The organism is Streptomyces sp. 8L, assembly GCF_020176795.1.
Lineage (GTDB): Bacteria > Actinomycetota > Actinomycetes > Streptomycetales > Streptomycetaceae > Streptomyces.
In genome coordinates this window covers 1-11,273 of the sequence record NZ_JAIUKE010000412.1, presented here as the reverse complement: position 1 = coordinate 11,273, position 11,273 = coordinate 1, and the positions used below count along the sequence as shown (strand labels likewise).

Sequence of the window (11,273 nt, the reverse complement as noted above, 5' to 3'; positions counted from 1 at the left end):
CGCCATCGGCGGTCTTCTCGCTTCCTCCGGATCAAGCAGATCCAGTATCAGCGTGTCCACCACTCAGGGGGAGACCCCAGTGCCTGTCTCCAAGGTCCATGCCCATTGTGGTGCCGTACTCAAGGGCGCATCTGGACCGCGAAGCACGGCCATGCAAGACCCGGTCGAGACACACGCTCCTCACACACAACCGGCGCGTGAGAACGACAAAGAGCCGGACCCAGTGAGACTGGGTCCGGCTCTTGAATACTGGCACTTCCGCAGGTCAGCGGCTTGATTGCGCTGTTCCGGCTTCTGTGCCCCCGGCAGGATTCGAACCTGCGCACACGGCTCCGGAGGCCGTTGCTCTATCCCCTGAGCTACGGGGGCGCTGTCGCCCCTCGGGGCGACGTCGAGAACATTACCAGCTTCCGGGGGGTCGTCGTGAACTGGTATTTCGCGCTCAGGCCGAGGCGCGCTTGCCGCGCTTCTTCTGGGTGCGCTTGCGGGGCTGCGCGCGGTCCTTGAGGTGGGTGACCTCGGCGTCCCCGTCGCCCGACGCCTCCTGTGCCGCGCGGACGCTGTTCTCCAGGGCCGACATCAGGTCGATCACCTTGCCGCCGCCCTCGTCCGGGCGGGCCGGGGCCGGGGACGGGGCGCCTTCGGCCTTGGCGGTGACGAGTTCTTCGACGGCTTCGCGGTAGTCGTCGTGCAGGGAGTCCAGGTCGATCTCGCCCAGGGTGTTCATCAGGGCGTCGGCGAGGTCGAGTTCCGCGTCCCGGACGGTCACGTCGGCATCGGGGGCGACGCCGTCCGCCGCGCGGATCTCGTCCGGCCACAGCAGGCCGTGCATGGTGATCACGTCGTCGACCACGCGCAGCATCCCGAGGCGCTCGCGGCCCCGGAGCGCGAACTTCGCCACGGCCGCCTTCTCGCTGCGTTTCAGCGCCTCGCGCAGCAGTGTGTAGGGCTTCGCTGCCGGGGCGCCGTTGGCCTGGAGGTAGTACGCCGTCTCCATCTGGAGCGGGTCGATGGCGTCCGCCGCCACGAAGGCGACGATCTCGATCGTCTTCGCCGTCGGCAGCGGGAGCGCCGCCAGGTCCTCGTCGGTGATCGGGACGAGCGCGCCGTCGGCGTCCTCGTACGCCTTGCCGATCTCCGCCGTGGTGACCTCCTGGTCGTCGAGTTCGCACACCTTGCGGTAGCGGATGCGTCCGCCGTCCTCGCGGTGGATCTGCCGGAAGGAGACCGCGTGGTTCTCCGTCGCGTTCATCAGCTTGATCGGGATGCTGACCAGTCCGAAGGAGATGGCGCCGTTCCATATCGATCGCACAGTTCATCCCTTTCGCGAGCTCTACGGGGTACGCGTGGGATTCTTATTTTATGACACCTATCACCGAGGTGGACGGCCGACGGCTCACGCTCAGCAACCTGGACAAGGTGCTGTATCCCGCCACCGGCACCACCAAGGGTGAACTCCTGCACCACTACGCCCGTACGGGGGCGCCCCTCCTCGCCCATCTCGCGGGGCGCCCCGTCTCCTTCCTGCGCTATCCGGACGGCGCCGGGGGCGAGGTGTTCTTCACCAAGAATCCGCCGCCGGGTACGCCGGACTGGGTGAACGTCGTGGACGTGCCCCGCTCCGCCCGGCGCGGCACGGACCGGGGCCGCCAGGTCGTCGTGGACGGCCTCGCCGCGCTGATGTGGGCGGCGAACCTGGTCGTCGAGTTCCATACGCCGCAGTGGCTCGCCGCGTCCCCCGCCATGGCGGACCGGCTGGTGTTCGACCTCGATCCCGGCGCCCCCGCCACGGTCGGCGACTGCTGCCGCGTCGCCCTGTGGCTGCGCGAGCGGCTGGCGGGCGACGGCCTGGACGCGTACCCGAAGACCTCGGGCGCCAAGGGGCTGCACCTGCTGGTCGCGGTGGCGCCCACGCCGTCCGCCGAGGTCTCCGCGTACGCCAGGAAGCTCGCGCGCGAGGCCGAGGGGGCGCTGCCGTCGCTCGTCGTCCACCGCATGCGGCGCGACCTCCGGCCGGGAAGGGTGTTCGTCGACCACAGCCAGAACAGCGCCGCGAAGACCACCGCCACGCCCTACACGGTGCGCGCCCGCCCCGAGCCCACCGTCTCCGCACCCCTCACCTGGGACGAGGTCGAGGCCGGCACGGACGGCCGTACCCCCTTGCGGTTCCTCCTCGGCGACATGCCGGAGCGGCTTGAGGTGTATGGGGACCTGATGGCGCCCCTGTTCGAGGACGAGCCCCCGCCGCTGCCCGCCTGAGGCGGGGCGCGGCCAGGGTGTGGGTGTCGGCTCGGGTGCGGGCGCCGGCCTGGGCGCGGGCGCCGTCGGCTCCGCCGCGGACCCGGGTTCTGCCTGTGCGGCACGTACGACTCGGCTCGTACGGCTACGGCTCGTACGACCCGGCTCGTACGGCTACGGCTACGGCCTCGTACGGCTCCGTGCGGCTCGTACGGCTCGCCCGCGGGTCGGGCCGTTCGGCTGGCCCGGCTCCCGGTCGGCCGGCCTCCGGGTCGGTCAGGCGCGTATCCAGGTGTTCCTGTTGCGCGCCGCCGCGTACACCGACTCCACGTCGGCCGGTTTCAGTACGCCTCCCAACCGTCCGAGCGTGCCCAGCTCGTCGTCCCTGAGGACGCGTACGTCCGGGGGTCCCGGCGGCGACGCGGGCGTCTCCAGTCGCGACGGGCCCACCACCACGAGCGCGGGCGCGACCGCCACGGCGAGTGCGAGCGACGCGCGCTCCGCATCCCGCCGCGCCCAGCGCACGTGCGGCACCGGCGCGCTCCGGCCGAGCCTGACCATCGGATCGGCGATCCGGACGCGCTGCTTGCGGGCCGACAGCGTCCGTACGGCGAGAACCCCCGCGGGGCCGATCGCCAGATGGTCGATGAAGGCCGCGCCCGGCAGCGGCACGGCGTGCAGCACCCGCCAGCCCGCGCCCTCCAGGCCGTCGAGCACCTCGCCCACCTGGCGCTGCGCGGCCAGCGCGTCCTGGCGCGCGTCACGGTGCAGCAGGCGCCCGGCCGCGGACACCGGTACGGCGTCGAGGTCGGCGTACAGCGCCTCACCCGGACGGTTCGGCGCGAGATCGTCGTCCGGGTGGAGGGAGAGCCGGTCCAGCTCCGCGGGCGTCGGCACGGGCGGCGGCCCCACCGTCACCTCGCCCGTCACATAGGGCGCGAGTGCCGCCAGCACGTCGCCCTCACGATCCGGCCTGACCAGGCTGAGCCTGCTCTCCTCCCGGTCGTACCAGGCGAGGCTGGTGCCGTCCGGAAGCGTGACGTAGAGCCGTTCGCGGCCCTGGTGCCGCGCCGGTGTGACGCGGAGACCGGCCATCACACATCACCCCCGGACCATGGGACCAGCAGGCGGGGCAACCGTGCAACCAGAAGGCACGCCCCCGCGGAGGTTTCCGGAAACGGCCTTCGTCGCACCGCGTGATCTTTTGCGGACTCTCCGTGGCGAACCTAGGGTCAATCGGACAAGCCTGTTGTCGGAATCACCCCTCAGGTCAACCAGGAGTAACCATGCCCCTGCGGTCCCTCGGCCTCCGCGCCACCACACTCGCCGCCGTCACCCTCACCGCCGCCGCGGCCCTGACCACCGTCCCCGCGGCGGCCCTGGACGGGCCCCCCGGGAACCACACCGCGCAGAGCCAGCAGGTTCCGCAGGACCAACAGGCCCCGCCGGCCCAACAGTCCCAGTCGGCGCCCCAGACGCAGAAGCAGACGCAGGATCAGGCGCAGCCCTCGGCCGGCCAGTACAAGGGGCGCGTCATCGCCCGGAGCGGCCTCTACCTGCGCGACAAGCCCACGCGCGGCAGCCGCGTCATCGGCCTCAAGAAGTACGGAAGCATCGTGCACATCTTCTGCAAGACCCGCGGCGACAACGTCGGGGGCAACAACCGCTGGTACCTGCTGACGGACGGCACCTGGGCCTGGGGCTCCGCCAAGTACATCAGCAACATCGGGGCCGCGCCGCGCTGGTGCTGACGCCGCGACCCGACCACCGCCACCGCGCGGGCCGGGGCGCCCGTACCGCGCGCGTCACCCGGACAGTCCCGACATGCCTTATGTCATGAGATAAACAGACATAAGGCATGTCTGCTTGCTACGTTGCCTGCCATGCCCGCACCGACGCAGCCCGCTCGTTCCGCGCCCCGTGCCCCCGGCGGCCGGGGCGTCGAGCTGCTCCTTCTCGTAGGTGCCGTCCTCGTCTCGGTGTCCGGCTACGCCGTGGTCGGCCTCGACCGGGACGGCGCCGTGCCGCCCGATGTCTCCGGTTATGCGCTGGGGCTCGGTGTGCTGTCGCTCGTCGCGCATCTGGCGGTACGCTTCCGGGCCCCCTACGGGGACCCCTTGCTGCTGCCCATCGCCGTCCTCCTCAACGGCCTCGGGCTCGTCCTCATCTACCGTCTCGACCTGGAGACGCCGGGCGAGCACGCGGCCCCGACGCAGCTCGTCTGGTCGGCGCTCGGCATCGGCCTGTTCGTACTGGTCGTCCTGATGCTCAGGGACTACAGGGTGCTCCAGCGGTACGCGTACGTCTCCGTCGTCGGCGCGCTCGCCCTGATGGTGGTGCCGATCCTGTTCCCCGCCGTCAACGGCGCCAAGATCTGGATCAGGATCGACGGTCTCTCCATCCAGCCCGGCGAGTTCGCGAAGGTGCTGCTCGCGCTCTTCTTCGCCGCGTACCTCGCCGCGAACCACCGGGCCCTGGCGTCGACCGGCCGCCGGATCTGGTGGTTCCAGCTGCCGACCGGCCGCGTCCTCGGCCCTCTGGTCACGGTCTGGCTGGTGAGCGTCGTGGTTCTCGTCTTCGAGCGCGACCTCGGGACGTCGCTGCTGTTCTTCGGTGTTTTCGTCATCCTCTTGTACGTGGCGACGGGGCGGACCGGCTGGATCGCCGCCGGCCTGCTCCTGGCCGCCGCCGGCGCGTACGTGGTGGGGTCCTTCGAACCGCACGTGCACAGCAGGGTGGAGGACTGGCTGCATCCCTTCGCCTCGATCGACGCCGGGATCGGCCCGGGCCAACTGGCCCAGTCGCTCTTCGCGTTCGCCGCGGGCGGCATCACCGGTACGGGCCTCGGGCTCGGCCACTCGATCCTCATCGGGTTCGCCGCGAAGTCGGACTTCATCCTGGCCACGGCGGGCGAGGAACTCGGACTGCTCGGCCTCACCGCGATCTTCCTGCTGTACGCGCTGATCGTGGCGCGCGGGATCGGCACGGCGCTCGTCCTGCGCGATCCGTTCGGACGGCTGCTCGCGGTGGGGCTCGCGTCGCTGCTGGCGCTCCAGGTGTTCGTGATCGCGGGCGGGGTGATGGGGCTGATCCCGCTGACGGGCATGGCGATGCCGTTCCTGGCGCAGGGCGGCTCGTCCGTCGTCACGAACTGGGTGATCGTGGCCCTGCTGCTGCGCATCAGCGACGCGGCGCGCAGGCCGCGTACCGCGGAGGCGGGGGAAGATCCGGCCGTCGCGGACGACGGTCCGTCACCGCGGACCCCGCTCCTGCGGCTGACCCTGGTGGACCTCGCCCCTGCGCCCGGAGCACGCGGCCGGACACGGGCCCCGAAGATGAACGACGCGTCCGTACGGGCCACGTCGACGAAGGCCGAGGTGCCCGCGGCCACGCCCGCCGCGGTGCCTCCCACGGCGGCGCCTCCCGCCGCAGTGCCTCCCGTCGCGGTGCCTCCCGCCGCGGCCTCGCGGCCCGGAGAGCGCGCGCCGGAGCCCGTGCCCGCCACGCCTCCGGACCTCGCGCCGGGGAACCAACTCCCGGGTACGGAAGCGCGGCGGCGCGAGCAGAGGCCCTGGTGGCGCGGCCGGGCGGCGTCCGCACGTCAGGACGCGGGGCAGGACACGGGGCAGGACGCGGGGCAGGCCGATCGGCCCCGCGATCCCGGTGACCGGCCCCGCGATCCCGGTCCCGCGCAGGAGGGCGGCCGGTGACCCGCCAGATCCGGCACGCCGCCGCGCTCTGCCTGCTTCTCCTGGTCGCGCTGCTGGCCAACGCCGTACGCGTGCAGGGCGTCGAGGCCGGGCGGCTCGACAAGCGTGCCGGCAACAGCCGCCCCACCGTCGCGCGCTTCGCGCACCCCCGGGGCGACATCCTCGTGAGCGGTTCCTCCGTCACCGGTTCGCGGGACACCCGCCAGCGGCTGCGGTACGAACGCGTCTACGCGCAGGGGCCGCTGTACGCGCCCGTCACCGGCTACCTGTCCCAGACGTACGGTTCGACGGGGCTGGAGAACGCCGAGGACAGCGTCCTGTCCGGCTCGGACCCGCGGCTGGCCGCGTCCCTGCTGAGCGGCGACGCCCGCGCCCGCCTCGACCCCGGCGGCCAGGTCGTCACCACCGTGCGGGAGTCGGTGCAGCGCGCCGCGTACGCGGGGCTCGCCGGCCGCCGCGGCGCCGTGGTGGCCCTGGAGCCGACGAGCGGCCGCATCCTCGCGCTGGTCAGCAGCCCCTCGTACGACCCGGGTGTGCTGTCGGGGACGGGTGAGGGGGTGCGGGACGCGTGGACGCGGCTGAACGGCGCCGATACGCAGCCCATGCTCAACAGGGCGCTGCGGCAGAGCTATCCGCCGGGCTCGGCGTTCAAAATCGTGACGGCCGCGGCCGCCCTGGAGTCGGGCGCGGTGAAGGACGCCTGGGCGCCGACCCGTATCCCCTCCCCCTACCGGCTGACGGGCACGGAGACCAGGCTGCCCAACGAGACGGAGGGATGCGGGGACGCGTCGTTGGAGTTCGCGATCACCTGGTCGTGCAACACGGTGATGGCGGGGCTCGGGGTGAAGGTGGGGCTCGCGGGGATGCTGAAGACGGTCGAGAGGTTCGGCTTCAACGACACGGCGCTGCGCGTTCCGACTCCTGCCGCGAAGTCCAACTTCGACCGGCACATGACCCGCGACCAGTTGGCGCTGTCGTCGATCGGGCAGTTCGACACGACCGCGACGCCCTTGCAGATGGCCATGGTGTCGGCGGCGGTCGCGAACGGCGGGGTCCTCAAGTACCCGCACCTCGTGGAGCGGACGACGGCGCCCGGCGGCCGGCTCCTGTCGCACGAGCACGACCGCACGTACCGCCGCGTGATGCGCCCGGCGACGGCGCGCCGGCTGCGGGACATGATGGTCGACGTGGTGCGGGAGGGCACGGGCGGCGAGGCGGCGATCGACGGCGCGACGGTGGGCGGCAAGACGGGTACGGCCCAGCACGGCGTGGGCAACGCGGGGACGCCGTACGCCTGGTTCATCGCGTGGGCGCGGGCCGGGGGCTCCCCCTCGCCCGCGGTGGCGGTGGCGGTCGTGGTGGAGGACTCGGAGGCGAACCGCGCGGACATCAGCGGGGGCGGGGTCGCGGCCCCGATCGCCAGGTCGGTGATGCGGACGGCCCTGACCGGGACGGCCCGGTAGGCCGGAGGTCGGAGGCCGGGCGGGGCGAGCGGGCCGGGGGCCGGAGCCCGCGTGGTGCGGCGTTCATGCTCGTGCCGGCGGCGCGGAGTGCGGCATTGATGCTCCAGGCAGCGCGGCAGGCGTCCCCCGTCGGGCGACGGCCAAGGCCTCTGTTCAGCCGGGGGCGAGCGGCTCGCGGCGGCGGCGCCAGTCGGCGGGGGCGGACGCGAGACCGGTTCGGGCTCCGACGATGCCCCCGGTGATCGCACAGGTCGTGTCGACGTCGCCGAGCGCTTCCGCGGTCGCCCACAGGGCGGCGGCCAGGTCGTCGTGGTGCCTGGCCGCGGTCCACACTGCGAAGGGGACGGTGTCGTCGGCGCGGGTGCCGCTGCCGTTGCCCAGAGCCGCGGCGGCACGGGCGGGTCCGACCGGGAAGGGGATGGCGGCGGCCCGGGCGAGACCCTCGCGCACGGCGCCGGCCGGGGTCGCCTCCACGACGGCTTCGAGGTTCAGTTCGCCGCGCGCGGACAGGGCGGCGGCCACCGCGACGGCCACGGCGCCCGCCACGCCCTGCGGATGGGCGTGGGTCACCTCGGCGGACAGGGCCGCCTCCTTCGCCGTACGGTCGAGGTCGTCGGCGAACCAGGCGCCGAGCGGCGCGACGCGCGTAGCGGCGCCGTTGCCGAGGCTGCCGCCGTCGAAGAGGTCCGGTGCGAGTCTGCGCCACGAGGCGGGTTCGGTGAGGAGTTCGGGGAGCAGGACGTGCATGCCGTAGCCGTAGCCCCGGCCGGAGTGCGCGTCGTAGGCGAGACCGAAGCAGGCCGCGAGGCGGTCCTGGTCGACCGTGCCGCGCTCCACGAGCACCCGGTGCAGCGCGAGGGCGAGGGCGGTGTCGTCCGTCCAGGGCCACTGGGGTTCCTCGGGCGGTCTTCGGTCCCTGATCTGGGCGCGTGCTTCTTCCGGCTCCCGGAAGCGGGAGAACCACCGCTCGCCGAAGGCGTCACCCATGGCGAGCCCTTCAAGGCTGCGGAGTGCGGCGTCGGGACCGCCGGTGGGGGAAATCGCAGTCATACCACCATCCTGACGCGGATGGGCCGGAACACACCCCCACGATTCCGGCCCGATCCGTCGCGTTCCGGCCATCCGCCGGGGACCCGGAGCCCACGAGGCCGTACGGGGTACCGTCCGGAGCGGCTGATGGTCGTACGGGGCTACCTACCGGGGCGGCTCATGGTCGTACGGGGCCACCGTCCGGAGCGCACACGGTCGTACGGGACCACCGTCCCGAGCGGCGCACGCCCGTACAGGGCCCCACCGGGCGGCAGTTCAGGCCGGCGCCTTGCTGGACAAGAAGTCAACACGTACGACGAGAGGGATTGACGGGCCTGCTGACACGCAGTCTCATAGGGGGGTGACCGCCGGTAACACGGCCCTCCACCCATCGAGGAGGCTCCCCTCATGACGACAGCGCCGGCCCGCGACAGCCGGGACTCACTGATGAACGACCCCCTGCTGCGGGACGCGTTGGGGCCGCTCAAGGACCGTGAACAGATCGCGAAGCGCCTGCTGGAGTCCTCGGCCAGGCACTCCTTCGACCCCGACACGGAGCTCGACTGGGAAGCGCCGATCGAGGAAGGCAAGTGGTTCTGGCCGCCGGAGCTCGTGTCCCTCTACGACACGCCGATGTGGCGGCGCATGTCGGAGGAGCAGCGGATGGACCTCGCCCGCCACGAGGCGGCGTCGCTCGCCTCGCTCGGCATCTGGTTCGAGATCATCCTGATGCAGCTCCTTGTGCGGCACATCTACGACAAGTCCGTGGTCAGCGACCATGTGCGGTACGCGCTCACCGAGATAGCCGACGAGTGCAGGCACTCGAAGATGTTCGCGCGCATGATCAAGAAGGGCGGCGCGCCCGCGTATCCGGTGCCGCGCGTCTACCACAATGTGGCGCGCGTCCTGAAGACGGCGTCCACGACACCCGGTTCGTTCGCGGCGACGCTGCTCGGCGAGGAGATCCTGGACTGGATGCAGCGGCTCACGTTCCCCGACGAGCGGGTGCAGACGCTCGTACGCGGGGTGACGCGCATCCATGTCATCGAGGAGTCGCGCCATGTCCGCTACGCACGGGAGGAGTTGCGCCGCCAGATGGTGACGGCGCCGCGCTGGGAGCGGCAGTTGACCCGGCTGACGAGCGGGCACGCGGCGCGGGTGTTCTCGGTGTGCTTCGTCAATCCGCAGGTGTACGAGAACGTGGGCCTCGACCGGCGGGAGGCGGTCGCCCAGGTCAGGGCCAGCGGGCACCGGCGCGAGGTCATGCAGTCCGGTGCGCGCAGGCTCACCGACTTCCTCGACGACATCGGTGTGCTGAACGGGCCGGGGCGGGCGCTGTGGCGCAGTTCGGGCCTCCTCGCCTGAACGCGCCGCGCGGCGCGAGTGGTTACCCTGCCCGTATGACCGCCGCGACGCCCGCTCCGCCTCCCGCGTGCCGCCGGCTCAGCGTGGAGCAGCGCAGGTCCCAACTCCTCGCCGCCGCACTCACGTTGTTCGCCCACAGGGCACCCGAAGAGGTGACGCCCGAGGACGTGGCGGCGGCGGCCGGCGTGTCCAGGCCGCTCGTGTACCGCTACTTCCCCGGCGGCAAGCAGCAGTTGTACGAGGCGGCGGTGCGGTCCTCCGCGGATCAGCTGGAACGTTGCTTCACCGAGGCCCCGGCCGGCCCTCCGACGGAGCGGCTGCGGCGCGTCCTGGACCGCTATCTCGCGTTCGTGGACGAGCACGACACCGGGTTCAGCGCCCTGCTGCGGGGCGGCGGCGTCTGCGAGACGTCCCGTACGACGGCGATCGTGGACGAGGTGCGGCGCGCGGCGGCCGAGCAGATACTCCTGCACCTGGGCGCCGACCGGCCAGGACCGCGCCTGCGGATGCTGGTGCGCACCTGGATCGCCGCGGTCGAGTCCGCTTCGCTGACCTGGCTGGACGAGGAGAAGCTGCCGGACGCGCGGGAACTGCGCGACTGGCTCGTCGACCATCTGGTCGCGCTGCTGGCCACGACGGCGACACGGGACGCGGAGACCGCCGCCGTGGTCGCCGCGATGGCGGCGCAGGAGACGGCGGACGGCGCGGTCGCGACACTGGCCCGCCGGCTGGCCCCGCTGGTGGAGTCGGTGACGTCCGGGTGAGACTGGACGGGTGAGAAGCGAGAACACGCTGTTCGCGGGCGGACCGCTGGACGGGCGCGTGCTGCCCGTGCTGACGGGCCTGACCGGCCGGCCGCCGAAGTGGTACGACGTCCCGGTGCCCAACGGGGCGGGTGAGCCGCCGACCGTACACGCGTACCGCAGGAGGCCCGCGGGGTTCAGCCGGCGGCTGGGGTTGCAGCAGGGCTGGACGTACGAGTACGCCCCGGAGGGACATGTGGCGGAGGGCCCGCGCTGGCCGTGGACGCGCCCGCCCCGGCCACCGCACCCGGAGCGCTGACGCCGGCACCGCCGGGCGCGCACCGCCCGGCGCGCACCGCGCTGAGCCCGTACCGCCCGGCGGGCGCCCCGGGGAAGGCCTCACGGCACAGCCTCCGGGAGCGAGGCGGCACAGGGCGCAACGGCGGGCACTTTTCCCCGCGCAGGTGAAATTCCGCCGCCATTCGGCGGACTCGTCAGGTAATCGCATGGTGTGGCGTTCATCATTCCGCCGAGCGCCGGTCCTGTCCTGTCCGCATCCGTATCTCTATCCGCACCCTTAATCCGTATCCGTATGCGCGTCTAATCCGTATCCGTATGCGCGTCCGCGTCTGTTCCGTATGTCATCCGCCCCCGTCGCACCGCACCGCACCACCTCCCCCCCCCCCCCCCCCGCGCCCGCCCCCCCGCGGGGAAGGGGCTGTCAA

General features: G+C 72.5%; 8 protein-coding genes, 1 tRNA gene and 2 pseudogenes. 7 read left to right on the top strand and 4 right to left on the bottom strand.

Annotated features, from left to right (window positions below):
• Positions 1-297: 297 nt before the first annotated feature.
• Both LCE31_RS29060 and ku read right to left on the bottom strand, forming a co-directional pair.
• Positions 298-369, bottom strand: a tRNA-Arg gene (locus tag LCE31_RS29060).
• A 97-nt stretch (positions 370-466) separates the two neighbouring features.
• Positions 467-1,312, bottom strand: a pseudogene (ku, locus tag LCE31_RS29055) (non-homologous end joining protein Ku); the annotation flags it as partial.
• A 50-nt stretch (positions 1,313-1,362) separates the two neighbouring features.
• Here ku and ligD point away from each other — a divergent pair.
• A complete protein-coding gene (gene ligD / locus LCE31_RS29050) occupies positions 1,363-2,259 on the top strand; it encodes a non-homologous end-joining DNA ligase (RefSeq protein ID WP_225019452.1) in 897 nt (298 codons plus the stop codon).
• 255 nt (positions 2,260-2,514) lie between these two features.
• Here ligD and LCE31_RS29045 read toward each other — a convergent pair whose 3' ends face one another.
• Positions 2,515-3,333: a nuclease-related domain-containing protein gene (locus LCE31_RS29045; RefSeq protein WP_225019450.1), complete on the bottom strand. Its 819-nt coding sequence runs from the start codon at positions 3,331-3,333 to the stop codon at positions 2,515-2,517.
• Positions 3,334-3,524: 191 nt separating this feature from the next.
• On the opposite strand from LCE31_RS29045, the gene LCE31_RS29040 reads away from it, so the two are divergent.
• From LCE31_RS29040 to LCE31_RS29030, 3 genes and pseudogenes are all read left to right on the top strand, one after another.
• Positions 3,525-3,989: an SH3 domain-containing protein gene (locus LCE31_RS29040; RefSeq protein ID WP_225019448.1), complete on the top strand. Its 465-nt coding sequence runs from the start codon at positions 3,525-3,527 to the stop codon at positions 3,987-3,989.
• A 132-nt stretch (positions 3,990-4,121) separates the two neighbouring features.
• Positions 4,122-5,456: pseudogene (locus LCE31_RS29035) on the top strand (FtsW/RodA/SpoVE family cell cycle protein); the annotation flags it as partial.
• Positions 5,457-5,944: 488 nt separating this feature from the next.
• Positions 5,945-7,411 (top strand): penicillin-binding transpeptidase domain-containing protein, encoded by a 1,467-nt coding sequence (locus LCE31_RS29030; RefSeq protein ID WP_225019445.1) that lies wholly within the window; start codon positions 5,945-5,947, stop codon positions 7,409-7,411.
• A 153-nt stretch (positions 7,412-7,564) separates the two neighbouring features.
• Here the strand turns inward: LCE31_RS29030 and LCE31_RS29025 are convergent, their stop codons facing one another.
• Positions 7,565-8,461, bottom strand: coding sequence for an ADP-ribosylglycohydrolase family protein (locus LCE31_RS29025; protein WP_225019443.1), 897 nt, complete (start codon positions 8,459-8,461; stop codon positions 7,565-7,567).
• A gap of 387 nt (positions 8,462-8,848) precedes the next feature.
• On the opposite strand from LCE31_RS29025, the gene LCE31_RS29020 reads away from it, so the two are divergent.
• The 3 genes from LCE31_RS29020 to LCE31_RS29010 are packed head-to-tail and all read left to right on the top strand — an operon-like array spanning position 8,849 to position 10,867.
• Positions 8,849-9,805 (top strand): AurF N-oxygenase family protein, encoded by a 957-nt coding sequence (locus LCE31_RS29020; protein ID WP_225019441.1) that lies wholly within the window; start codon positions 8,849-8,851, stop codon positions 9,803-9,805.
• A 35-nt stretch (positions 9,806-9,840) separates the two neighbouring features.
• The gene (locus LCE31_RS29015) at positions 9,841-10,569 is read left to right on the top strand and encodes a TetR/AcrR family transcriptional regulator (RefSeq protein WP_225019439.1); all 729 of its coding nucleotides are present in this window, start codon (positions 9,841-9,843) and stop codon (positions 10,567-10,569) included.
• A 10-nt stretch (positions 10,570-10,579) separates the two neighbouring features.
• The gene (locus LCE31_RS29010; RefSeq protein ID WP_225019437.1) at positions 10,580-10,867 is read left to right on the top strand and encodes a hypothetical protein; all 288 of its coding nucleotides are present in this window, start codon (positions 10,580-10,582) and stop codon (positions 10,865-10,867) included.
• The last annotated feature ends 406 nt before the right edge of the window (positions 10,868-11,273 follow it).